Source organism: Streptomyces sp. GQFP, assembly GCF_021545335.1.
Lineage (GTDB): Bacteria > Actinomycetota > Actinomycetes > Streptomycetales > Streptomycetaceae > Streptomyces.
The window spans coordinates 3,149,266-3,172,303 of record NZ_CP089312.1; the positions used below are offsets into that span (position 1 = coordinate 3,149,266).

A 23,038-nucleotide genomic window follows, 5' to 3' on the forward strand; every position below is an offset into this window, starting at 1 on the left:
CTTTGCTGCGGGCCGGTGGGGGCTGGTCGCGCAGTTCCCCGCGCCCCTGAGGGGCGGCCCCTAGCGGGGCGCCCCACCCGCCCACCCGACCACCCCCGGCGCCAGTCCCACCCACCAGGGACCGGTGTCGGGGGTTTCGCCAGGGAAACCGATCGCCATGTTCCGCTTCATACTCCGTCGGACGCTCAGTGCGCTGATGATCCTGCTCGTCATCAGTGCGATCACCTTCGTCCTCTTCTACGTCGCTCCGCGCGACCCGGCCCGCAGTGCGTGCGGCAAGCTCTGTACGCCGGAGACGCTCGCGCTCGTCCGGCGCAATCTGGGCATCGACGATCCGCTGCCGGTGCAGTACTGGCACTGGCTGGCGGGTGTGTTCGTGGGCCGTGACTACGCCGGCCTCGGGCACTGTGCGGCGCCCTGCCTCGGCTACTCCTTCACCAACCACGAGCCGGTCCTCGGCCTCATCACGAACCGCTTCCCGACCACCCTGTCCCTCGCCCTCGGCAGCTCGGTGGTGTTCGTGGTCCTCGGTGTCGGTACGGGCATGCTGGCGGCGGTGAAGCAGGGCCGGGCCCTGGACAAGATCGCGTCGTCGATCTCGCTGGTGGGCTCCTCCCTCCAGATCTACATCGTCGGCGTGGTCGCCATGTACTACCTCTCCGACCAGTGGGGCATCCTCCCCCGCCCCCAGGACAGCGTCGGCTTCACCCAGGACCCGGCGGCCTGGTTCAAGGGCCTGCTGCTGCCCTGGTTCGTCCTCGCGATCATCTTCACCGCCAACTACACCCGGATGACCCGCTCCCAGCTCGTGGAGACCCTCGCCGAGGACTACGTCCGTACGGCCCGCGCCAAGGGCCTGTCCCGCCGCACGGTGTTCTTCCGGTTCGCCTGGCGGGGCGCGATGGGCCCGATCGTCACGATCCTGGGCCTCGACATCGGCTATCTGCTCGGCGGCGCGATCATCACGGAGGAAACCTTCGGCCTGCACGGCATCGGCGCCCTGTCCATCAAGGCGGTACGCGACAACGACCTGCCGCTGCTGCTGGGGGTGGTCCTGGTGGCCGCCGCCGCCATCGTCGTCGCGAACATCGTGGTGGACGCGGTGTACGCACTGATCGACCCGCGGATCAGGCTGGCGTAGAGGGGACTTGGTGACCTCCATGGCCGAGTCGGCTGCCGGCCCCTTCCTCTCCGTACGGGATCTGCGCGTCCACTTCGCCACCGACGACGGTGTCGTACGGGCGGTCGACGGGCTCTCCTTCGACGTGGAGCGCGGCCGGACCCTGGGCATCGTCGGCGAGTCAGGCTCGGGCAAGTCGGTGACGAACCTGGCGATCCTGGGCCTGCACGACCGTGCGCGCACGACGCTGGCCGGGGAGATCGTGCTGGACGGCAAGGAGTTGCTGACGGCGCGGGAACGGGAGCTGGAGCGGCTCCGGGGCAGCAAGATGGCCATGATCTTCCAGGACGCGCTGGCGTCCCTGTCGCCGTACCACACGGTGGGCCGGCAGATCGCGGAGACGTACGCCAAGCACACGGGCGCGTCCAGGCGGGAGTCCGGGGCGCGGGCGGTGGAGATGCTGAGGCGGGTGGGCATACCCCAGCCGGTGCTCCGCGCGGACGACTATCCCCACCAGTTCTCCGGCGGGATGCGCCAACGCGTGATGATCGCCATGGCGTTGGTGTGCGACCCGGAGCTCCTGATCGCCGACGAACCGACGACCGCCCTGGACGTCACGGTCCAGGCCCAGATCATGGACCTGCTGGGGGATCTCCAGCAGGAGTTCGGCACGTCGATCGTCTTCATCACGCACGACCTGGGCGTCATCTCCCGTATGGCGGACGACATCCTGGTGATGTATGCGGGCCGGGCGGTGGAGCGCGGCACGCGCGACGAGGTACTGCGGACACCCCAACACCCGTACACCTGGGGCCTGCTGGGCTCGATGCCCACGCTGAGCGCCCCGGTGGACGTCCCGCTGTCCCCGATCCCGGGGACGCCTCCGTCGCTCCTGGACCCGCCCCCGGGCTGCCGTTTCGAGCCACGCTGCGCGTTCCGGGAGCAGGTGCCGGCGGGGCGCTGTGCGAGCCGACGGCCCGATCTGCCTCGTACCGGCGGCCATGGCGCGGCCTGCCATCTGACGTCGGCGCAGCGGGTGGAGTACCACGCCGATTATGTGGGCGCGGACCCAGGATGACAGGGAGAGCCTGATCGCTACCCTCCCGGTATGGACTACGCGAGGATGCGCGTGATCGCCGAGAAGCTCATGGCCTGTGCCGAGGAGCTCGAAGGGACCTGGAACGTCGAGATCGGCCCTTCGGGCCCCTTCCTGGCCATGGTGAGCCCGTCGAAGCGTCACGCGGGTACGGTCCGCCGTATCCGCAAGCAGCTGGACGAACAGCTCCTCGCCACGCACCCCGGCTACATCTGCGCGAACGGCCCCGAGATCGAGCACCCGGCCATAAGCCGCATGCGTCGCCCGGATGCCGTCGTCATCCCCGAGGAGGTCCTCGACGAGGAGGGACTCGCCGTCGACGCGACCCAGGTGCTGGCGGTCATCGAGATCGTCTCGCCGTCCAACCCGGACAACGACTACGGCGAGAAGCTGGCCGAGTACCCCGCCATGGGCATCGCCCACTACATGATCGTCGATCCCCGCACGGGCACCATCGAGGTGCACTCCGACCCGTGCAAGGGCCGCTACCAGCAGAAGGACCCCTATATCTTCGGCGACTCGGTGCCGGTCGGCCCCTGGACGGTGGAGACACAGGCGTTCCGCCGTTATGGGAAGGCCGGGAACGACCCCAGCTGAGGGTCAGCCCAGCTCTCCGCGCTCCACGCAGAATTCGTTGCCCTCGGGGTCGGCCATGAGGGCCCAGCCGCCGCCGTCGGGCCTGCGGTGGTCCGCGACGAGCCGGGCTCCGAGGGAGATCGCGCGCTCGACCTCCTCGTCCCTGGTGCGGCCGTGCGGCTGCAGGTCGAGGTGGACTCGGTTCTTGGCCGTCTTGCCTTCCGGCACCCGGACGAAGAGCAGGCGTGGGCCGCCGGCCGGGTCCGCGATCAGGGCCTCCGGGTCGCCGGGTTTGTCGTCGTCGGCGAGGGGGCGGCCCAGCAGCCGGCTCCAGAACAGGCCTAGGTCGTAGGGGTCGTTGGTGCAGTCGAAGGTGATGCTGTGGATCGTGGGGGAAGACAACCGAGGCCTCCAGGCCGTATGGGGAACACCGCATGCGAGCGTCCCGGACCCGGCACCGGAAGTCGAACGAATTAGACGACCCGCTGCTGATCTGAAAGATCCTGGACAGTCGGTGGGGGTACGAAGGAGTCGGCAGCCAGGTCCACCGGCACCGCGCGGGCCCACTGGTCGGCGTCCATGCGCGATCCATGCGGTTTCCGAACACCCGGGCCACAGATTGGAGGGACCACAAGCGAGGGAACAGCGGGGAATCGGCATGAACATTCAGTTGCTCGGCTGTATCGAGGTGCGCACTCCTTCCGGGAGCAGAGTTTCCATGTCCAACGGGGTCGGACTACTGCTGGCCGCCACTGCATGGACACCCAACGTCTTCGTCGCCGACGACGAGGTGATCGAGCGCCTCTGGGAGACGCGGCTGCCGGAGCACCCGCGTAACGCGCTGCACACTCTGGCCACCCGGGTCAGGAAGGCGCTGCGGTGCGTCACGGACGACGGGGGGCCGGGATTCGACCTGATCAGGCGTTACGGGGGGTACATCCTGGCGGTCGACGAGGAAGTGGTCGACGCCTCACGGTTCCGGCGCCTGGTCAGGCAGGCCAAGGACGCGGAGCGACGGGGCGAGGCAGAGCGCGCTCTGGGGCTCTACGAGGAGGCGCTGGCCCTGTGGCGCGGTGAGCCGTTGTCCAACATGAGGACCGCGTGGGCGGACGCGGCACGTCTGACGCTCCGCCACGAGCACCGGAACGCGGTGATCGGCGGTGCCGAACTGAGCCTGCGGCTGGGGCGGTACGACGAGTGCGTCGCGCCGCTCCACGAACTGGCCGCCCGTCAGCCTCTCGACGAATGGGTCGTCGGTCTGCTCATGCTCGCCCTGTATCGCAGCGGACGGCAGGAGGAGGCGCTGAGGTGCTTCCAGGTGACCCGGACGCACATGGTCGAGCTGCTCGGTGACGAGCCGGGCCCTGAACTCCGGAGCGTGCACGAGCGCATCCTGTGCAGGAGCGAGAGCCTGCGACCCTATCGCGGGGTGCTGGACCTCATCCGCTCATGAGACGCCGTGACCGCCCGCCTCCAGGTCATCGAAATGGGTGACCTCGTACCGGTCGAAACGGGCCCCGGCGTCGGAGGGCAGCTCCTGGAACAGCCGTCGTCGCCGCTGCGGGCGCGGTTCGGGCAGCCAGGGGACGGCCGTCCGGTAGTGGCCGTCCGGGGCACGGATCGCCTCGAACAGGGTGTGGGCCTCGTCCCGGTCGGCCAGGCCGGAGCGGGCATCGCCGGCGCCGTCCCGGGCGGCTGCCCGGGCTGTCAACGCCCGTGCGAGAGACAGCCGTTGGCCCGACTCACCTGCCCGGTCCACCGCTTCCTCCGCCGCCCGCAGGGCATCGGCCACCGCGCCGGTCTCCAGCAGTACCAGGGCGGTGAGCGTGTGAATGCGCGGCAGTGCCAGGGGGGCACCTTCGACGGCCAGTTGCGCGGCATGCGCCAGATGCGTGATCGCGTTCTCGTACTCGCCGCGCGCGCAGCACACCGTGGCGTTCGCGCGGAGCACCTCGACCAGTCCCGTCCGGTGGCCCGTCTGTTCGGCGATGTCACGGGCGTCGTCGAGATGCCCGGCGGCCTCGTCCGGCCGGCCGGTACGCACCTTCACCTGGGCCAGGCCGACCAGCGAGTCCACTTCGCAGTTGCGGTTTCCCACCTGCCGGGACAGAGCGAGGGCGTCCTCGTACGCACGGATCGCGCGGGCGCTGTCACCGGAGTCGTCGAACACCCGGCCCAGGGTCTCCAGGGCCACGGCCTCCCCGTAGACCGATCCGGAGTCACGGGAGACGAGGAGGCATTTGCGCAGCGTCGTCGTCGCCTCGGCGAACCGGGCCTGTTCCTGGAGGATCAGCGCGAGGTTCACCAGGGCCATCGAGTGAGTGTGGCGTCCGCCCTCACCGAGCTGCGACAGCACCTCGGTGACCGCGTCCTCCGCCTCGGCGAGACGCCCGAGGGAGTGGTAGAGGGAGGCCATGTTGATGAGCATGATCTCCGCACTCTTCGTCACGCCGAGCTGGCGGTAGATGTCGAGGCACCGGTGGTAGAGCGGTGGCACCTCCTGGGGCCTGCCGAGGAGCTTGAGGGTGACTCCCCTGCCCTGGAGGCCGGCGGCCTCGCCGAACAGCCACCCGGCACGGCAGGCCAGGGCCTCCGCCTCCTCGTACTCGGTCAGGGCTCCCCTCAGGTCGCCGTTCCGCCAGAGTGCGTTCCCGGTGGAGAGGTGCATGGCGGCCTGGCCTTGGAGGCTGCCGCTCCGCTCGGCGGCCTCACGGGCGACGGCGGCCAGCCGGATCCATTCCGACATCGGGCGCCGGTGGTGGAACAGATCCAGCAGGGCGTCCACGAGCTGCCAGGCGAAACGCGCGGGGCCGTGTTCCGCCGCGTGCCCGATGGCGGCGGCGATGTCCTCCCACTCGGACTCGAACCAGGCGTAGGCCTCTTCCGACGTACCGAACCCCCTCGGTGTCGACGACTCGATGGGAGGGGGGCACTCGCGCGGAACGTAGAGGCCGCACACACGAGCCACGTTGACGACGCTCTGCAGATAGTGGTCCAGGATGCGTTCGACGGCGGACCCCCGCTCGGACTCGTCGTCCTCCGCGACCGCGCGATCCCTGGCGTACTCGTGCACCAGGTCGTGCCAGGCCGAGCGACCGCCCCCGGCGTCCCGCAGCAGGTGCACACGTTGCGCCAGACGCAACAGGTCGGACATGCCCGGTTCGTCGATCCCGGCGCCGGCCGCGGCAGCGGCGGCGGAGCGCCCGGTTCCCGCCACCAGCCCGAGGAGGCGGAACGCCCTCCTCGCTTCGGCCGACAGTCCTTCGTACGACAGGTCGAGCGCGGCCCGGACCGCCACGCTCTCCTCACCCTCCACATGCAACCGCGCGAGGCGTCCCCGTTCGGCGAGGTCCTGTACGTAGTCCCTGATGCTGCCCGGCCGGTCGCCGATCCAGGAGCTGGCGACACAGAGCGCGAGCGGCAGCCGGTCGCAGAGTTCCACCAGCCGGGTCGCGGACTCGGGGTCGGCCGCGACGGCGTCGGTCCCGACGGCGGCGCTGATCAGCTCCAGGGCCTCCCCGCTGTCGAGCACGTCGCAGGAGACCCGGTAGGCGCCGTCCATGGTGACCAGGCCGTTGAGTTTGTGCCGGCTGGTCACCAGCGTGAGCGAACCGCTGGAGGCGGGGAGCAGGTCCCGGACGTACGACGCGTCTGCCACGTCGTCGAGGACGACCAGGATCCGGCGCTCGGCCAGCACCGTGCGGTAGAGCGCTGCCTGTGCCTCCCAGCCGAGCGGAATGTCCCGGGACGCGCATCCCAGCCCCTGGAGGAGAAGGGGGAGCGCCTCCTGAGGGGTCATCGGTTCGGCGTCGTCGAAGCCCCGCATGTCGAGGAAGAGCTGGCCGTCGGGGAAGTCGCCCGCGATCCGGTGGGCCCAGTGCAGGGCCAGCGCGGTCTTGCCCACCCCGGCGGGTCCCACGATCAGGGCGAGCGCCTCGGCCTGGCGTCGACAGGCGTCGAGCAGGCGCAGGTGCGAACCACGGCCGACGAAGCGGCGGGGCTCGCGGGGCAGTTGCCGGGGAACCGGCCTGGTCTCCACGGGGGCGCCCGGCCGGGACACCGGTGCGTTCGCGTGGCCGACGTCACCGCGTAGCAGACTCTGTTGCAGGGCGCCGAGTTCGTCCGAGGGCTCGACCCCGAGTTCGTCGACCAGGCGCCGCCGGAAACCTGCGTGGACGGCCAGGGCGTCGGCGGTACGTCCGTCGCGTTGCAGGGCGCGCATCAGCAACGCGTGCGGGCGCTCACGCAGGGGATGGTCCGACGTGAGACGGACCAGCTCGGCAACGGCCGTACGGTGGCGGCCGAGTTCCATGTCGGCCTCGGACCTGCCTTCCTGGGCCGCGATGTACAACTCGGTCAGGCGTCGGCGCTCCGCCTCCAGCGCGGGCAGGTCCGGCAGGGGTTCGCCGCGCCAGAGGGTGAGGGCCTCGTCGTGACAGCGGTGGGCCTCCGCCCAGTCTCCGTGGGCCGCCGACCGGGCCGCGTCCTTGAGCCGCTGCTCGAAGACGTGCACATCGACCTCGGCGGGGGCCACCCGCAGCGCGTAGCCCGGCGGCTGGGTGACCAGCAGGGCGCTTCCCACGGGGCCGAAGGCCCGGCGTACCTCGGCGACCAGGGCCCGGACGCGTGCCTCGGGCGCGCTGGGCCGGCGTCCACCCCACACGCTCTGGGTCAGACGGTCGACCGACACGACATGGTCGGCGTTGAGCAACAGCACGGCACAGAGGGCGCGTTGGCGTCCGGTGAGGACCACACGGCGCCTGTCGACCTCGGCCTCCAGGGGACCGAGCAGACGAAACCGAGGCGCTGGGTTGAACATTCACAGAACGTAGACCACCGCCGTTGGGGAGGCAATGAGGGTTTACCCGACAGCGGAGCGACGCTGTCCGGTTCTCAGTCCCGTCGAAGCCGCCGCCCTCCCGCGTGCCACGCCCGCCGCAGTCGGCCCGAATGGCGACGCCACCACAGACAGGCCCATGTTCCCTGCAGTCCGGCCAGCACGAGGACCGTCACCAAGGCGTCCAGTCGGCCCCACGGGTCGGCGCCGTGCACGAGCTGGTCGAGCGAGCGGGTGAACAGGGGCAGGGTGACCTCGGTGAGGAGCCGGATGCCGACGAACACACAGGCGACGGTTCCGGCCACGGCACCCAGGGCGTAGGCCTTGAGAAAGCGCCGCTCGGCGGTGCGCAGGGAACTCAGGGGATCCTGGTGGCGCCGTCCGCACATCCGCGCCGCGAGGTGGCGCAGATAGCGGCCGGTGTCCGCGTAGAGGTTGCGGCAGCCCGTGAGGTCCTGGATGACGAAGTAGAGGTCCGTCCGCATGAACACGAGGCACTGGTTCGCGAACGCGGCCACCAGGGTCATCGCGATGACGGGCAGGAGCGCGAAGTCCCCGCCCAGGAACCGGGCCAGGACGCAGGATCCCCAGATCGCCGCGTCGAGGGCGATCCCGGAGAGATAGACCGTGAGCCGCTCCTTGCGGCCCTTCAGCCAGATGCCCGACACCTCCGTCTGCGCCACCAGGAACTGCAGTCGTGTCCCGAGCCGGATCCGTCCGGGCACACCGGCGGCACGGGCCGTGACCAGGTGCGTCATCTCGTGCAGGGCTATGAGGCACACGGCCACCGCGCCCTGCGCGAGCAGGTTGAACGTGCCGTACTCGGTCCACAGCAGGTCGCCCCAGGACGGCAGGGCACCCGGATCCCACAGAGCCGCCAGGAGGGCGACCACGGGGACCGCCAGGAGAAGCCCGTGCAGGACCGGGCTCATGGCCCAGCGGACATGGGTCGGCCGCAGCCGGGGAAACGAGACGGCCGACGGCTCGGAGTCGATACGCCGGTCGCCGATGGACGCCACCAGTCCGGCTCCGCTGAGCCGCTCCACGAACGCGCCGACGTCCAGGTCGCGTCCGGTGTCCGTGCGCAGGCTGCTCCTGGCCTCCTCGACCGTACGGCCCTCGGCGAGGAGCCGTAGGGCGGCCAGTCCGATCCCGGGCAGGGCGACGACCTGGTCGTGGCCCTGCCGCCCCACGATCCACTCACCCCGGTCCGGCCGGACCTCCAGTGCGTGCAGCCCCACCCGGACGCCGCGATCGTCGGTCACGGGTTGCACAGCCGGCAGTCGGGCCGCGCGGGATGCCGTACGTCGACCAGCTGGTCGGGGGCGATCAGGTTGAGGCCCCGCACGAACCCGGGCGCCGACCGGTTGGTCCCGGTGAGCAGCGCGATGACCTCGTGGGCGATCAGCTGTCCGGAGATCCCGGCGGCGGGGGCCAGTACGCCCGCTCCCCCGAGGTCGGGATGCCAGCCCGGCCTCAGCTTCGCCTCCTCGCCCGCTCCGACGCATTCGAAGCAGGGGCCCTGCGGACCGTAGACGCCGACGGTGACCAGGGGTCCGTTGTATCCGGCGCTCACCCAGGGAACGCCGAGCGCGGCACAGACCCGGCTGGTCATCTTGGCGATGAGGTCGTTGCGGGGTTCGTCCGCGCAGAGGGCGAAGGCGTCGCACCCCGAGACGAGTTTCCTCAGCCCCTCCTCCGTGTCGACCATCCGGACGTCATGGGTGAACGTTCCGGTGGAGTTGACCCCCGCGAGGCGCTCGGCGGCGACCTCCGCCTTGGGGCGCCCCAGGTCGGCCTCGCCGTACAGCGCCTGGCGGGTCAGGTTGGACAGCTCGACGGAGTCCGGGTCGACGAGGTGGAGGCTGCCGACACCGGCGGCGGCCAGCGCCCACGCCGCGTGACTGCCCGTGCCGCCGACGCCCAGGACGGCCACCCGCGCGAACTTGAGCCGCCACTGCGCCTCCCACGGGTCGCTGCCCGGTCTCAGGTCCACCCGCCGGAAGTAGGCGTGGTTGCGGCTGTACCGCTCGATCTCGGCATCGGTGAGGCCGGTCGGCGGGCCGACGGCCGCGTCCTCGACGTAGCCGGAGTTCAGGAGGTCCCGGAGCAGTTTCGCGGCGCCTTCGGGGCCCAGTCGCGGGTGTTCGGCGGCCAGCTCCTTCTCGACGACCTCGGGCGAGGCGGTGCCGTCCAGCTTGGTCAGGGCGGCCCAGACCCAGCCATGGGGGTCGGTGATCTCCGCCGCGATTCCGTAGATCTCGCCGCCGATACGGATGGTTCCGTCGTCGAAGCGGTGGGCGGTGTGTTCGGGTTTCACACGTGGACGTCTCAAGACCGATACTCCTCGAAGGATGTGCCTGTCGGCGGAGTCACCTCCGCCGACAGGACCTGCTGCTACCGGGAGACTGCCTTGGTCTCGATGGTCTCGATCTTGTCGAGCAGCCGGATCTCGATGGTCTCGGGCTGCTGGACCGTCTCGGGCCGGACCGTCTCGATCCGGCCCGTGCTCTGCCCGACCTGCGTGTTGTTCTCCTGCATGACTTCTCCTCCTCGTTGGTGGTGCGTTTTCCTCTCCCGGCGGTGCGCGGGCCGAGCCGGCCCTCGCTGTCCGACGGAGGTCAAAGGCGCAGCCAGACCGCTCCGAGGACCCGTTCCACGGGGAACGGCCCCATCTGGCGCGAGTCGAAGCTGACGTCCGCGTTGTCACCGAGCAGCAGCACATGGCCCGGCGGTACGCGCTCGGCCACACCCGCGGGGGTGGTCCAGAGCCCGCCGGGTCCGGCCGCGACCCGCTTGACGAGCCACTGCCGGCCGGCCACCGGTTGCCGTCGGCTGCCCAGCCCGGCCGGTGGAACGGGCCAGCTCCGGGTGCGAGTGTCGGGCTGTTCGACGACGACCACCCCGCCGGGCGGCGGCACGACCCCGCGCCGCACCACCACGTGGTCACCAGGGCGGTAGGCGGGCAGCATGCTGTGGCCGACCACGGTGACCGACACCAGCCGTCGGCGCAACTGCCAGGCCGCACCGGCGGCGACGACGCACGCGGCGACCGCGACCAGCCCGAGCCGGATCACCGTGCCGCCTCCTGGGCCGAGGGCAGCTCCGGCCGCTCGCTGTATCCCGCGGCCTGCAGGGTGAACAGACGCGCGTACGCGCCGCCCCGGGCCAGCAGGGCGGAGTGGTCGCCCTGCTCGACGATCCTGCCCTGCGCCAGGACGACGATCCGGTCCGCGTCCCGCACGGATCCGAGCCGGTGGGAGATCAGCAGCCGGGTGCCGCCCCGGTGGAAGTCGTCCACTTCCACGTGCAGTTGGTACTCGGCCTCCGCGTCGAGGCCCGAGGTGGGTTCGTCCAGGATCAGGAAGTCCCGCCGCTCGCGCACCAGGGCGCGGGCCAGCGCCAGCCGTTGCATCTGGCCGCCGGACAGCAGGACGCCTGTCGTCGCGTCGTCCTCGTCCGTGCCGGGGAAGAAGGTCCGCGTGACGAGGGTGTCGTAGCCAAGGGGAAAGCCGGCGATCGTCTCGTGCACACCGGCCCGCCGGGCCGCCTCGGTCACCCGGGCGGGATCGTCCAGCGTGTCCGGATCGCCGAGGGCGATGTTCTCCCGGACGGTCAGGTCGTAGTGCATGAAGTCCTGGAACACCGCGCTCATCCGGGAGCGCAGTTCCTCGGGGGCCACGTCCCGGATGTCGACGCCGTCCCAGAGGATGGCGCCGCAGGTCGGGTCGTAGAACCGGCAGAGCAGTTTGACCAGAGTGGACTTCCCGGCGCCGTTCAGGCCGACCAGGGCCAGGCTCTGGCCTCGTGGGATCACGAGGTCCACGCCCCGGATGATCCACGGCTGGTCCTCGGCGTACCGGAACCAGACGTCCCGCAGTTCGATGTGGTGCTCCAGGGGCGGCAACGGGCGCGGATCCGCACGGCGTTCGAGGTCGGGGCCGGCCATGGTCACCTCCTGGTAGTGCCCGAACAAGGTCAGTGCCTGGTGGGCGCGGGCGGTGCTGTCGGCGAGCTGCGCCACCGCCGCCTGTACTCCCGCGACGGCGGCGATGAAGATGGCGATGTCCCCCAGCGTCAGCGCGCCCGACCGCGCGCTCTGCAGGGCCCACACCAGACCGGCCCCGGACACCAGCGCGGCGAGCAGTGCCAGGCCCGACTGGGTGGACAGCTCACGGCGGTCGATGCGGCGCCGGGAGGCGTCCGTCGTCAGCCGCTCCCGCTGCATACGCCCGAGCAGGAAGCCCCCCGAGCCGAACAGCCGTACCTCCTTGGCCGCGTTGACGTCGGAGAGCAACTGATCGAAGAACAGTTCGCGTCGTTCCCCGGGGCTGATGCTCCAGAGCATCTCCGCCCGGCGACGGGAGAGAACGATCTCCGCAGCCAGCACGGGAAGCGCGAAGACGAGGACGAACACGGCCATCAGCGGGGCCAGGGCGGCCAGCGACGCCAGGAAACCCGTGATGGTGATACCGGCCCGGGCCACTCCGAGTGTCCCGCTCACCACGGCACCGGGCGTGTTGCGCCCGGACTGCTTCGCCATCCGCAGCGTGTCGAGGAACTCCGGGTCCTCGAAGGGGCCCAGCCCCGCGAACCTGCCCACGGCGGAGAACAGCCTGTTCTGCGCGAGGGTTCCGGTCCTCCGCCCCAACTCCGCCTGGAGGTAGGCGGAGAGATGGGGAAGCACGGCCTGCACGACTCCTACGGCGGCGAGTCCGACGGCCAGCGCGGCCAGAGTGCTCGCCTGCGCATGGGCGGTGAGGTGATCGAGGGCGATCTTGGTGAGCCAGCCGAGGCCCACCGGGAGGACACCGCCGACCAGATCGAGCGCGGCGTAGACGAGCAGTGCCGTCGGCGCGGCCTCGAATCCGAGGGCCAAAGCCGCCGCCAGGCGCTTCGGCCCGGGTCCCCGCTCGACCCCTGTACGGGCGGGGTTCGGCGCCTGTCCCGACACGCCGGACTTCTCTATGGGCATGGCACCTCAGCCGCCCACGAGATCCGGCTGGCGGAGCGGCGCCGCGTCGTTCGGGAGCGCCGCGGAACTCTGCGTGGAGACCACGACCGTTCCCTCTCCGTCCACCAGGACGTAGGTCGGGAAGACGGAGATGCCGAGGCTCTCCACGATCTCGGACGCCCTGTCGACGCCGGGGACGACGTAGCCCAGTTGGCCGAGTTCGTTCTGGTAGTACGGGAGCCCGTCGGCGTCACCGACGACGATCGAGAACACCCGGTCGCGACTGATGCCCGACGCCCGCAGGAACGACTTGTAGGCGGGCATCTGCATCTTGCAGCCCGTACAGCCGACGGACTGGAACGCGAGCACCCACGGCCCCGAACCGGCGCCGGGCAGACGCACTTCCTCGCCGGTCACGTCGACGAGCGCTGAACTCGGCGGAATCACGGTGCCCACTTCGGGGGCACTCCCCCGACGGTTGCTCAACAGGCCTTGCTCGGTGAGCGGATCGAGGAGATTCTTCACCCGAAGAGCGACGGCCACGGAAAGACCGCACGCCGCTGAAGCCGTCAACAGGGCGAGGACGGAAAGCACGATCCCCATGCGCACTCCATTTCTCAAGTCACAGGTGTGGTGCGGAAGAGGGAGGCCAGCTCCCCCAGATGAAGCAGGGTCACCCCGAAGACGGCCGCGGGAGCCGCGACCACGGCGTACTCGGACAGGGCGGGGCCCGCCGAACGTGCTGCCGCCCACCAGGTGAGGGCGCAGATGACCAACAGAAGAAGGTTGCGTACGACATGCGCTCCCGACACGGGAGTGTCGTCCGCGCCGGCACAACCACAGGACGCGGCCGGATTCGACCGCAGCAGGCCGATCAGATACAGCGTGAAGACGCCGAGAAGAACAGCGGCCACGAAGTATCCGGCCCATTCCGACGGGCGCAGCAACAGGAGTCCGGCAGCGCTCCATTCGACCGCCGGAACCGCTGCGGCCAAGGCGCCGGAAAACCTGCCGAGCCTCGGAACCGTCGCCGTCAGATGCCGCCGGAAGGCGCGCAGATCCCTGGCCTTCTGCACGCCGGACCAGATGAACACCGTGACCAGGCACAGTTGCCCGAACGCTGCTACCGCTTGCATGGGTCCCCGATTGACGTACGGATCGGTACGCGGGAGGGCCGCCGTGCGTGAGACCGGCACGGCGGCCACCCTCGGTCAGACGCAGCGCAGCGTGCAGTTGGGCAGGTAGCAGCAGTGGAGCTTGTAGATCTGTCCCCCGGAGACCCTGTTGTCGTAGTAGCAGTCGGCCGCACAGCCGGCCGCCGCGGTCGTCTGGGGGAGCAGCTTGCCGGCGACACGGCCGGCCACACCACGCAGCATCTTGGACATCAAGGTTCTCCTCGTCTGGCATTCCTGTCGGATGCCCCAGGTCCCAGGGGGTCCCGGGGGTTTCCGACCTTGTTGCCCAAGCCTCTCCGAGGGAACTTTCTCCGGGCTTTCAGCGCCCTTTCACGCCTCGGCGGCAGCCGGGCCGGCCTTGAGCGCCGGGTCCAGGACCACGTCCTCGTCGCGGGCCTCCGTCGTCGGGTCCTCCGGGAAGTGGCAGGCCGTGAGGTGGCCGGCACGGTTGCCGGATATCTGGACCAGCGGGGGCTCCTCGCTCGCACACTTGTCCTGCGCCTTCCAGCAGCGGGTGCGGAAGCGGCAGCCGGACGGCGGGTGTATCGGCGAGGGGACGTCACCGGCGAGGCGGATGCGCTCACGGGACTCCGCCTCGTCGTCCATCGCCACCTCGGGGACGGCGGACAGCAGGGCGTGGGTGTACGGGTGACGCGGGCGGTTGTAGATCGAGTCGCGGTCGCCGACCTCGACCACCTTGCCCAGGTACATCACCGCGACGCGGTGCGAGAAGTGCCGCACGATCGCCAGGTCGTGGGCGATGAACAGGAACGCGATGCCCATCTCCTCCTGGACCTTCTTCAGGAGGTTCACGACCTGGGCCTGGATGGAGACGTCCAGCGCGGAGACCGGCTCGTCCGCCACGATCAGCTTCGGCTGCAGGGCGAGCGCGCGGGCCACCCCGATGCGCTGACGCTGACCGCCGGAGAACTCGTGCGGGAAGCGGTTGTAGTGCTCGGGGTTGAGACCGACCAGCTCAAGCAGCTCCCGGACCTTCTTCTCCCGGCCGCCCGTGGGCTCGATCCCGTTGACCTCCATCGGCGACTTGATGATCGAGCCGACGGTCTGGCGCGGGTTCAGGGAGCTGTACGGGTCCTGGAAGATCATCTGGATCTCGGAGCGGACCGGCGCCAGCTGCTTGCGCGAGGCGTGCGTGATGTCCTGGCCCGAGTACGTGATCTTGCCGCCGGTCGGCTCCAGGAGCCGGGTGATGAGCCGGCCCGCGGTCGACTTGCCACAGCCGGACTCGCCCACCATGCCGACGCTCTCGGCGACCCCGATGGTCAGATCGATGCCGTCGACCGCCTGCACGGCGCCGACTTTTCGTTTGATCGGAAAGCCGCCGTAGATCGGAAAGTGCTTCGTGAGGCCCTCGACCTTGAGCAGTTCCTCGGTCGACGTACCGGTGGAACCCTGCTGTGCGGGGAGGGTGAGGTTGTCGCTCATGTCGCGGTGCTCCCTAGCGCAGCCGGGGCTGGATCTTGTCGATGAAGATGGTCTGCTTCTGCTCCGCCGACAGATGGCACGCGGAGGCGCGCCCGTCCGCCAGCGACGGCCGTACATCGGTGCAGAGACTGCCCGAGACCTCGCCGGTGAAGGCGCAGCGCGGGTGGAAGGGGCAGCCCGAGGGCGGGTTGAGCAGCGAGGGCGGCGAGCCGGGGATCGGCGTCAGCGCCTCGTTGATGTCACCGTCCAGGCGGGGCATGGAGCTGAGCAGGCCCCAGGCGTACGGGTGTTGCGGTGTGCGCAGGACCTCCTTGACGGTGCCGCGCTCCACGGCCCGGCCCGCGTACATCACCAGCAGGTCGTCGGCCATGTTCGAGATGACGCCGAGGTCGTGCGTGATGAAGATGATCGCGGAGCCGAACTCCTGCTGGAGGTCCTTGAGCAGGTCCAGGATCTGGGCCTGCACCGTCACATCCAGCGCGGTGGTGGGCTCGTCGGCGATCAGCAGGTCGGGGTCGCACATCAGCGCCATGGCGATCATCGCGCGCTGGCGCATACCGCCCGAGAACTGGTGGGGGTAGTCGTCGAAGCGCGTCTTGGGCTGCGGGATGCCGACCTTCTCCAGCATCTGCACGGCCCGGTCCTTGGCCTCCTTCTTGGAGGCGCCGGTGTGCTTCATGAACGGCTCGGACAGCTGGCGGCCCACCGTGTAGTACGGGGAGAGCGCGGTCAGCGGGTCCTGGAAGATCATCGCCATCTTGTTGCCGCGGAGCTGCTCCAGCTCCTTCTCCGTGGCGGTGACGAGTTCCTTGCCGTCGAGGACGATCTCGCCGTCGACGGTGGTGCTCCTCGGGTTGTGCAGACCGAGGATCGTCAGGTTCGTGACGGACTTGCCCGATCCGGACTCGCCCACGATGCCCAGGGTCTTGCCGCGCTCGACGTCGAAGGAGAGCCCGTCGACCGTCTTGACGATGCCGTCCTCGGTGGAGAACTGCACCTTGAGATCGCGGACCGAGAGGAAGCTGTCCGGACCGGTCGGGGCCGGTGCGCCCTCGGGCTTGGTCAGTGTGGTCACGGTGGTTCGTTCTTCCTGGGAGAGCCGGACCTACGGGGTCGATGTAGGCATACACGACGTCGGTAAGAACGTTCGAAACCGGGACCGAGGCGGGCCGGACCGTCACCACCGCCGTCCTCGGCCCGTCGCACTGACATCGATTCCGAATGCAAGGCTCGACGAACCAAAAGGCGTCTCCGGCAGCCCTGTTGCGGTACTCACGCCCGATGCCGGCCACCGAGTGGTGGCCGGCATCGAGAATCACTCACATCAGCAAATCGATCACCGCACAGGCGGCCTGAAGACCACGCGGACATCGCCGTGCGGCGACAACGAGATCAGCAGGTTCGACGACATGGCCGCCGCCAGCCGCTCCAGGAGCGGCAGGGTCGGCACTCCCCTGCCGCGCTCCAGACGCGACAGCGCCCCCTGACTCATACCGGCCTGCGCCGCGACCCGCTCCTGCGTCAGCCCCATTTCCAGACGCCTGGCACGCACGGCCGCCCCCAAGGGCCTGCCGAGCCACTCGCTCGCCGCTCCGTCGCAGGTGCCGCCATGTCTGCGAACTGCCACAACATGCATTTTCGCCACTCTCCCCGTGTACTGAACGACCGTCACACCTCACGCGCTCGAGAGAACCCGCGAGGCTTCCCAGCCATCAGAAGATGAACTATCTGCGGTAGTCGGTTCCGCACTCGAGAAGACCTTGAGTGCGCCTTTCATGTCGCAAAGCGCATGAGCCTCCGCAGAGAGATGTTGATCACCTTATGCACATCGAGCGATAGCGGCAATCCGCCCAGAGGCGGCGAACCAAGTCGCCCGACTCCGGCGCGAGTTCCCGTTTGCACGCTTTGCCCGGTAGCGATCACGACGGTCAAGACAGACGCGTATCTCCGGCGCACCATGTCTCGTTTGCCATCTCGCAGACACGCGGTCAATCCTGTCCCCGCACTTCTGGATCACTCGCCCAACTGCCGTCTCCGGCGGGCGAGCAGAAGCTGCTGACGGGGGTTCTGGTGAGTCCGAGCCACACAGAGCCATCACAGGTAGTTCGACAGAAGTCGCAGACCGGCTTACTCACCCGAAGGGCACCATCCGTGAGGAAACTCGCAAGCAGCGTCGTCACCACCGTCATTGTCGCGGGCGGCATGGTGGGCGGAGTCGCCGCGCCCGCCTCGGCGGCGTGCGCTCCGAGCCCCGGCAAGGGCTACAAGATCACGAACAAGTCGACGGTGCAGAAGTCGACGAACCTCCACAGCGACTGGATGTACGACCACCTCGGTGGCAACCTCACGTACAACGCGACCTCGACCGCCGAGGTGAACGCCAGCGGCACCGCGGGCGTCGAGGCCGAGGCCGGGGCCATCTTCGCCAAGGCGAGCGCGTCGTTCAGTGTGACCGTCGGCGGGTCCTGGTCGAGGTCCAGCAGCTGGGAGTACTCGATCCCGGCCAAGAACAAGGCGGGCAAGACCAAGGTCCGCATGACCATGTTCCACGAGTCCAAGAAGTTCAAGGTCCGCAAGTACACGTACCGCTACAACGCCAACTGCAAGTACGTCGAGAAGACCGTCTGGACCAAGTGGATGGTCGCGCCGGTGAAGTCGAACAGCAACGTCTGGGGCCTGGAGTGGAAGTAGCCCCATGAGTGTGGTCCGTCGGATTCCCGGCGGACCACACTCCGGTGGGGGCCGTCAGGCCCCCACCAGGGACGCTTCACCGGTCTCGACCAATAGCTGCCCCACTCGCGCGTCAACGTGGCATTTCCGCAGGCCACACACGGTAAGGCACCGTTGACGGGCACAGACCGCCACTGATAGATACCTGATCAACCCGCTTGGCCCCACCCGGCCGGGTGGGGCCCGGTACCTCCAGACGTCCCTGTGCGAGCGATGACACGAGGCCACGTTCTATGAATGCTCAAGACCGGCGCAGCAGACGGAACCAGAGCCTGAAGAGCCGTGCGCTCCGGCTCTTAGCCGCCGCCCTGGCGCTCTCGGCCGCTGTCTCGACTCCGCTCGGCCTCGCGCCCCAGCAGGCGTCGGCGGCGGAGAGCAAGAAGGTCCTCACCGTCGCCGTCGCCCAGAGCGTCGACTCGCTGAGCCCGTTCCTCGCGTCCCGGCTGGTCAGCACCAGCATCCACCGGCTGATGTACGAGTTCCTGACCAACTACGACCCCAAGGACGCCCACCCGATCCCGGGGCTCGCCACCAAGTGGACGCCGTCCGCCGACAAACTCACCTGGACGTACACGATCCGCTCCGACTCCAAGTGGTCGGACGGGCAGCAGGCCACCGCCGAGGACGCGGCGTGGACGTTCAACAAGATGATGACCGACGAGGGTGCCGCCACCGCGAACGGCAGCTACGTCGGCAACTTCGAGAAGGTGACGGCTCCGAGCCCGACACAGCTCGTCATCAAACTAAAGAAGCCGCAGGCCACGATGGCCGCCCTCGATGTGCCGATCGTGCCCAAGCACGTCTGGGAGAAGGTCGGGGACTTCTCGGAGTTCAACAACGACAAGAGCTTCCCCATCGTCGGCAACGGCCCGTTCGTCCTCACCGACTACAAGGCGGACAGCTACGTCCGGCTCAAGGCGAACAAGAACTTCTGGCGCGGCGCCCCCAAGTTCGACGAACTGGTCTTCCGGTACTACAAGGACCAGGACGCCGCCGTAGCCGCCCTGCGCAAGGGCGAGGTCTCCTTCGTCGCCGGGGCCCCGGCCCTGACACCCGCTCAGGCCGAGTCCCTCCAGGGCGTGAAGAACATCCGCGTCAACGAAGCGCCCGGCCGTCGTTTCTACGCCCTCGCCACCAACCCCGGCGCGCGGGCCGCGAATGGCGAGGAGTTCGGTGACGGGGACCCCTCGCTCCTCGACGAGCGGGTGCGGCACGCGCTGTTCATGGCCGTCGACCGTACGACCCTTATCGACAGGGTGTTCCAAGGCCACGCGGTCGAGGGCGAGGGCTACATCCCGCCGCGCTTCTCGACGTACTTCTGGAAACCGTCGGCAAGCCAGAAACTCGCCTACGACCCCACTAAGGCGGCCCAACTCCTCGACCAGGCCGGTTACAAGAAGAACGGCGACGGCAAACGGGTCGGCAAGGACGGCAAGCCGATCACCTATCGCATCCTGTGTCACGCCACCGACCCCAATGACAAGGCCGTCGGCCAGTACCTCCAGGAGTGGTGGGGCGACCTCGGCATCGGCGTGACACTCGACTGCCTGGACAACGTGAGCGACCCCTGGCTCGCAGGCACCTACGACCTCGCCTTCGACGGCTGGTCCGTCAACCCCGACCCGGACTTCGTCCTGTCGATCCACACCTGCGGGGCCCTGCCCGCAACACCCAAGGACGTGGGCGCCACCGACAACTTCGTCTGCGACAAGAAGTACGACGACCTGTACGCGCGCCAGCTCGCCGAGTACGACCCGGCCGAACGGGCGAACATCGTCAAGCAGATGGAGTCGCGGCTGTACGACCTCGGGTACATGAACGTCATGGCGTACCCGAACGCGGTCGAGGCCTACCGCACGGACCAGATCAAGTCGATCACCACCATGCCGGTGAAAGCGGGCAACATCTACGGTCAGGACGGCTACTGGAGCTGGTGGTCGGCGGTGCCCGCCGCCTCCGACAGCTCCTCCGACGACTCCGTTTCGACGGGGGTCGTCGCGGGCACCGTCGGAGGTCTCGCGGTGGTCCTCGGCGCCGTGGTGTTCTTCGTGATGCGCCGCCGGGCCGGCGCAGAGGATCGCGAATAGCCGATGACCGCTGACGCAGCATCCGCGTCGGTCGCGGAGTCCGACGGGGCCGCCCTCGCCGCCCCGTCGGACCGCGGTCCGCGCCGCAACCGGTCCGCCTATCTGCGATACGGGGCAGGCAAGTTGGGCGGCGCCGCCGTCTCCCTGCTCGCCGTCCTCGTCACCAGCTTCTTCCTCTTCCGACTGATCCCCGGCGACCCGGTCAAGACCATGACGGGCGGCCGACAGGTATCGTCCGAGCAACTGGCCGCCTACCGACGGGAGTTCGGCCTGGACCTGCCGCTGTGGCAGCAGTTCACGGACTACTGCGGCAAGGCTCTCACCGGCGACCTCGGCACGTCGTACCAGTTCCGGGCGCCCGTCATCGACAAGATCACCGAAGCTCTGCCGAACACGCTGGTGCTCACCGGCACCGCGTTCGTCCTGTACACCGTGCTCGGCGTCTACCTCGGCACCCGCGCGGCCTGGCGGAACGGCGGACCGAGCGACCGGCTCAACACCGGTCTGGCGCTCGTTCTCTACTCGATTCCGTCGTTCTGGCTCGGCCTGCTGCTCATCATCGTCTTCTCGGTGGGCATGGGCCCGATCCCCGGTCTCTTCCCGACCGGCGGCATGGAGTCGGGCGGTGAGACCGGCTTCGCGTACGTCCTCGATGTCGCCCACCATCTCGTCCTGCCGGTGGTGACCCTGGTCGCGGTCGAGTACGGACAGACCCTGCTGGTCACACGCTCGGCTCTGCTCGACGAGATGGGCAGCGACTATCTGACGACCGCTCGCGCCAAGGGGCTCAGGGACGACCTGGTCCGGCGTCGGCATGCCGTGCCGAACGCCATGCTGCCGACCATGACACTGATCTTCGTCAACCTCGGCCGGACCGTCGCGGGAGTGATCCTCGTCGAGACCGTCTTCTCCTGGCCGGGCCTGGGCGGGCTCTTCTACCAGGCGCTGAGCGTGCCCGATCTTCCGCTGGTCCAGGGACTGTTCTTCGTCTTCGCCGCGGCGGTGATCGTGATGAACACCCTGGCCGACCTGCTCTATCCGCTCCTCGATCCCAGGGTGGGCCGATGACCACCGAAGCGACTCCCCCGGCAGCCCGGGTTCCGGCCGGTCCCCGGCAGCTCGCCCGGCAGCGGCGCCGCGCCTCCGTCGTCCGGTTCTGGAAGCGGTACCGCGGCCACCGCGCCGGCCTCCTGGGCCTGGCCCTGCTCGCCTTCTTCGCGCTGGTCGCGCTGACCGCGCCGCTGACGGTCGGCTCGGACGTCGCGAGCGTGACGGACGCACCGGGACAGCCCATGGAGAGCCCGAGCGGTGAATTCCCGCTGGGCACCGACCGGTTCGGGCGCGATCTGCTGGGCCTGCTCATCTGGGGCGCGCGGGTCTCCCTGCTCGTCGGGCTGCTCGCGGCCCTGCTCTCGGTGGGTATCGGCGCCCTGGTGGGGGTCACGGCCGGGCACTTCCGCGGGATGTACGCCACCGTGATGATGCGGGTCACCGACTGGTTCCTGGTGATGCCGACGCTGGTGCTCGCCATCGCGCTGGCCACCGTCATGTCCCGCTCCCTCGGCACGGTCGTGCTGGCGATCGGCGTGACGTCCTGGCCGACCACGGCCCGGCTGGTGCGGGCGCAGACCCTGGCGGTCGAGTCGCGGCCGTACATCGAACGCGCGAAGGCACTCGGCGGCGGGCACTGGCACGTCATGGCCCGGCATGTGCTGCCCAACGTGATGCCACTGGTGCTGGCACAGGCCACCCTGATCATCTCCTCCTCCATCCTCGCCGAGGCGACCCTCGCGTTCCTCGGGCTCGGCGATCCGACGGTCGTGTCCTGGGGCGGCCTGCTCCAGGAGGCACGCGAGGCGGGCGCGGTCAGCGCCGGCGACTGGTGGTACCTGGTGCCGCCAGGCATCGCGATCGCCGTGGTCGCCCTGGCGTTCACACTGTGCGGACGCGCGGTGGAGTCCGTTCTCAACCCCAGGCTGGGGGTGGCCCGTTGACTCTTCTGGAGGTCCGGAACCTCAACGTGACCTACGCGGGCGGGGCGGCTGCCGTGCGCGGTGTGGACCTGTCGCTGGCGGCCGGCCAGAAACTCGGCATCGCGGGCGAGTCGGGCTGCGGAAAGTCGACGCTGGCGCTCGCGCTGCTCAGGCTGCTACCGACCGGGACCCGGATCGGCGGGGAGATCCTGCTGGACGGTGAGGACATCCTGACCATGCGGTGGGGACGGGTAAGGGCGGTCCGCTGGGCGGGCGCCTCGATCGTCTTCCAAGGGGCGATGCACTCGCTCAACGCCGTTCACCGCGTGGGCGACCAGATCGCGGAGCCGATCCTGCTGCACCGCAAGGCAACCGCGGCCGCGGCACGGAGGAGAGCCGGCGAACTGCTGGAGCAGGTGGGTCTGCCGGCGGCGCGGGCTTCGGCGTATCCGCACGAACTCTCCGGCGGCCAGCGCCAGCGCGTCATGATCGCCATGGCGCTGGCCTGCGACCCACTGCTGATCATCGCCGACGAACCGACCACCGCCCTGGACGTGATGATCCAGGCGCAGATCCTGCGGCTCATCGAACAGCTCGTCACCGACCAGAACCTGAGCCTCGTCATGATCAGCCACGATCTGGCCGTACTCGCCGACACCTGCGACCGGCTCGCGGTGATGTACGCGGGCCGCGTGATCGAGCAGGGCCCCGCCCGGCAGGTGTACGAGGATGCGCTGCACCCGTACGCCAGGGCTCTGTCGGCGGCGTTCCCGCGTATCGGGGACCCGGCGTCACGGTTCGCTCCGCGTGGCCTCGCGGGGGATCCGCCTGATCCGTCGGCCCTGCCTGCCGGGTGTGCGTTTCATCCGCGGTGCGCTGTCGCGCTGGACGTGTGCGGCAGCGAGGACCAGGCACTCCGGGACGCGGGGCGGGAGCGGCGGGCGGCCTGTGTACATGTAGATCGTTCACCGCGGGCCGGTGGGGGCTGATCGCGCAGTTCCCCGCGCCCCTGACGGGGGCGCCGCACTGCACCCGGATCAACCA

At 69.5% G+C, this 23,038-nt stretch carries 22 protein-coding genes; 9 read left to right on the forward strand and 13 right to left on the reverse strand.

The annotated features are described in order from the left end of the window. Window positions 1–157 precede the first annotated feature (157 nt). From LUX31_RS13685 to LUX31_RS13695, 3 genes are read left to right on the forward strand one after another with little or no spacing between them, the layout of a single operon-like run. Window positions 158–1,141: an ABC transporter permease gene (locus tag LUX31_RS13685; RefSeq protein WP_235475053.1), complete on the forward strand. Its 984-nt coding sequence runs from the start codon at window positions 158–160 to the stop codon at window positions 1,139–1,141. Window positions 1,142–1,160: 19 nt separating this feature from the next. Continuing rightward, a complete protein-coding gene (locus LUX31_RS13690) occupies window positions 1,161–2,198 on the forward strand; it encodes an ABC transporter ATP-binding protein (protein ID WP_235479911.1) in 1,038 nt (345 codons plus the stop codon). A gap of 30 nt (window positions 2,199–2,228) precedes the next feature. Then, window positions 2,229–2,813 (forward strand): Uma2 family endonuclease, encoded by a 585-nt coding sequence (locus LUX31_RS13695; protein ID WP_235475054.1) that lies wholly within the window; start codon window positions 2,229–2,231, stop codon window positions 2,811–2,813. Window positions 2,814–2,816: 3 nt separating this feature from the next. Here the strand turns inward: LUX31_RS13695 and LUX31_RS13700 are convergent, their stop codons facing one another. Then, a complete protein-coding gene (locus LUX31_RS13700) occupies window positions 2,817–3,194 on the reverse strand; it encodes a VOC family protein (RefSeq protein ID WP_235475055.1) in 378 nt (125 codons plus the stop codon). 256 nt (window positions 3,195–3,450) lie between these two features. Between LUX31_RS13700 and LUX31_RS13705 the strand changes: the two genes are divergently transcribed. After that, window positions 3,451–4,245: an AfsR/SARP family transcriptional regulator gene (locus tag LUX31_RS13705; protein ID WP_235475056.1), complete on the forward strand. Its 795-nt coding sequence runs from the start codon at window positions 3,451–3,453 to the stop codon at window positions 4,243–4,245. Here the strand turns inward: LUX31_RS13705 and LUX31_RS13710 are convergent. From LUX31_RS13710 to LUX31_RS13765, 12 genes are all read right to left on the reverse strand, one after another. After that, entirely contained in the window at window positions 4,240–7,611 is a 3,372-nt protein-coding gene (locus LUX31_RS13710) for an AfsR/SARP family transcriptional regulator (protein ID WP_235475057.1), read from the reverse strand. The genes LUX31_RS13705 and LUX31_RS13710 overlap by 6 nt on opposite strands. 74 nt (window positions 7,612–7,685) lie before the next feature. Then, window positions 7,686–8,894 (reverse strand): hypothetical protein, encoded by a 1,209-nt coding sequence (locus LUX31_RS13715; protein ID WP_235475058.1) that lies wholly within the window; start codon window positions 8,892–8,894, stop codon window positions 7,686–7,688. Next, a complete protein-coding gene (locus tag LUX31_RS13720; protein ID WP_235475059.1) occupies window positions 8,891–9,964 on the reverse strand; it encodes a HesA/MoeB/ThiF family protein in 1,074 nt (357 codons plus the stop codon). The genes LUX31_RS13715 and LUX31_RS13720 overlap by 4 nt, the downstream gene beginning before the upstream one ends. A 62-nt stretch (window positions 9,965–10,026) precedes the next feature. Beyond that, window positions 10,027–10,170, reverse strand: a complete 144-nt coding sequence (locus LUX31_RS13725) for a hypothetical protein (protein ID WP_235475060.1) — start codon at window positions 10,168–10,170, stop codon at window positions 10,027–10,029. Window positions 10,171–10,250: 80 nt separating this feature from the next. Next, complete coding sequence (locus tag LUX31_RS13730; protein WP_235475061.1) at window positions 10,251–10,706, reverse strand: S26 family signal peptidase; 456 nt, start codon at window positions 10,704–10,706, stop codon at window positions 10,251–10,253. Then, window positions 10,703–12,604, reverse strand: coding sequence for an ABC transporter ATP-binding protein (locus LUX31_RS13735; RefSeq protein WP_235475062.1), 1,902 nt, complete (start codon window positions 12,602–12,604; stop codon window positions 10,703–10,705). The genes LUX31_RS13730 and LUX31_RS13735 overlap by 4 nt, the downstream gene beginning before the upstream one ends. A 6-nt stretch (window positions 12,605–12,610) precedes the next feature. Further along, window positions 12,611–13,186: a TlpA family protein disulfide reductase gene (locus LUX31_RS13740; protein WP_235475063.1), complete on the reverse strand. Its 576-nt coding sequence runs from the start codon at window positions 13,184–13,186 to the stop codon at window positions 12,611–12,613. A gap of 14 nt (window positions 13,187–13,200) precedes the next feature. Further along, a complete protein-coding gene (locus tag LUX31_RS13745) occupies window positions 13,201–13,779 on the reverse strand; it encodes a MauE/DoxX family redox-associated membrane protein (protein WP_235475064.1) in 579 nt (192 codons plus the stop codon). 15 nt (window positions 13,780–13,794) lie between these two features. Further along, window positions 13,795–13,968 carry a hypothetical protein gene (locus LUX31_RS13750; RefSeq protein ID WP_235475065.1) on the reverse strand — a complete coding sequence of 58 codons (174 nt, stop codon included), beginning with the start codon at window positions 13,966–13,968 and terminating at the stop codon, window positions 13,795–13,797. A gap of 120 nt (window positions 13,969–14,088) precedes the next feature. Next, a complete protein-coding gene (locus LUX31_RS13755; protein WP_235475066.1) occupies window positions 14,089–15,204 on the reverse strand; it encodes an ABC transporter ATP-binding protein in 1,116 nt (371 codons plus the stop codon). 13 nt (window positions 15,205–15,217) lie between these two features. Next, window positions 15,218–16,279, reverse strand: coding sequence for an ABC transporter ATP-binding protein (locus LUX31_RS13760; RefSeq protein WP_235475067.1), 1,062 nt, complete (start codon window positions 16,277–16,279; stop codon window positions 15,218–15,220). A 261-nt stretch (window positions 16,280–16,540) separates the two neighbouring features. Beyond that, window positions 16,541–16,831, reverse strand: coding sequence for a helix-turn-helix domain-containing protein (locus tag LUX31_RS13765; protein WP_235475068.1), 291 nt, complete (start codon window positions 16,829–16,831; stop codon window positions 16,541–16,543). A gap of 524 nt (window positions 16,832–17,355) precedes the next feature. On the opposite strand from LUX31_RS13765, the gene LUX31_RS13770 reads away from it, so the two are divergent. The 5 genes from LUX31_RS13770 to LUX31_RS13790 all read left to right on the forward strand — a co-directional run bounded on the left by LUX31_RS13770 (window position 17,356) and on the right by LUX31_RS13790 (window position 22,983). Next, on the forward strand, window positions 17,356–17,895 hold the full coding sequence (locus tag LUX31_RS13770) for a hypothetical protein (protein WP_235475069.1): 540 nt from the start codon (window positions 17,356–17,358) through the stop codon (window positions 17,893–17,895). Between the two features lie 272 nt (window positions 17,896–18,167). After that, window positions 18,168–20,021: an ABC transporter substrate-binding protein gene (locus tag LUX31_RS13775; protein WP_235475070.1), complete on the forward strand. Its 1,854-nt coding sequence runs from the start codon at window positions 18,168–18,170 to the stop codon at window positions 20,019–20,021. Between the two features lie 3 nt (window positions 20,022–20,024). Next, entirely contained in the window at window positions 20,025–21,089 is a 1,065-nt protein-coding gene (locus LUX31_RS13780) for an ABC transporter permease (protein WP_235475071.1), read from the forward strand. Then, window positions 21,086–22,015 carry an ABC transporter permease gene (locus LUX31_RS13785; RefSeq protein ID WP_235475072.1) on the forward strand — a complete coding sequence of 310 codons (930 nt, stop codon included), beginning with the start codon at window positions 21,086–21,088 and terminating at the stop codon, window positions 22,013–22,015. Before LUX31_RS13780 ends, LUX31_RS13785 begins: the two co-directional genes overlap by 4 nt. After that, window positions 22,012–22,983 (forward strand): ABC transporter ATP-binding protein, encoded by a 972-nt coding sequence (locus tag LUX31_RS13790; protein WP_235475073.1) that lies wholly within the window; start codon window positions 22,012–22,014, stop codon window positions 22,981–22,983. Before LUX31_RS13785 ends, LUX31_RS13790 begins: the two co-directional genes overlap by 4 nt. Window positions 22,984–23,038 lie beyond the last annotated feature (55 nt).

Excerpts from the sequence above, each read along its gene's own strand:
- LUX31_RS13785 (WP_235475072.1), top strand. The coding sequence starts at position 21,086 with ATGACCACCGAAGCGACTCCCCCGGCAGCCCGGGTTCCGGCCGGTCCC.
- LUX31_RS13740 (WP_235475063.1), bottom strand. The coding sequence starts at position 13,186 with ATGGGGATCGTGCTTTCCGTCCTCGCCCTGTTGACGGCTTCAGCGGCG.
- LUX31_RS13750 (WP_235475065.1), bottom strand. The coding sequence starts at position 13,968 with ATGTCCAAGATGCTGCGTGGTGTGGCCGGCCGTGTCGCCGGCAAGCTG.
- LUX31_RS13780 (WP_235475071.1), top strand. The coding sequence starts at position 20,025 with ATGACCGCTGACGCAGCATCCGCGTCGGTCGCGGAGTCCGACGGGGCC.
- LUX31_RS13755 (WP_235475066.1), bottom strand. The coding sequence starts at position 15,204 with ATGAGCGACAACCTCACCCTCCCCGCACAGCAGGGTTCCACCGGTACG.
- LUX31_RS13710 (WP_235475057.1), bottom strand. The coding sequence starts at position 7,611 with ATGTTCAACCCAGCGCCTCGGTTTCGTCTGCTCGGTCCCCTGGAGGCC.
- LUX31_RS13690 (WP_235479911.1), top strand. The coding sequence starts at position 1,161 with ATGGCCGAGTCGGCTGCCGGCCCCTTCCTCTCCGTACGGGATCTGCGC.
- LUX31_RS13735 (WP_235475062.1), bottom strand. The coding sequence starts at position 12,604 with ATGCCCATAGAGAAGTCCGGCGTGTCGGGACAGGCGCCGAACCCCGCC.
- LUX31_RS13705 (WP_235475056.1), top strand. The coding sequence starts at position 3,451 with ATGAACATTCAGTTGCTCGGCTGTATCGAGGTGCGCACTCCTTCCGGG.
- LUX31_RS13685 (WP_235475053.1), top strand. The coding sequence starts at position 158 with ATGTTCCGCTTCATACTCCGTCGGACGCTCAGTGCGCTGATGATCCTG.
- LUX31_RS13725 (WP_235475060.1), bottom strand. The coding sequence starts at position 10,170 with ATGCAGGAGAACAACACGCAGGTCGGGCAGAGCACGGGCCGGATCGAG.
- LUX31_RS13775 (WP_235475070.1), top strand. The coding sequence starts at position 18,168 with ATGAATGCTCAAGACCGGCGCAGCAGACGGAACCAGAGCCTGAAGAGC.
- LUX31_RS13695 (WP_235475054.1), top strand. The coding sequence starts at position 2,229 with ATGGACTACGCGAGGATGCGCGTGATCGCCGAGAAGCTCATGGCCTGT.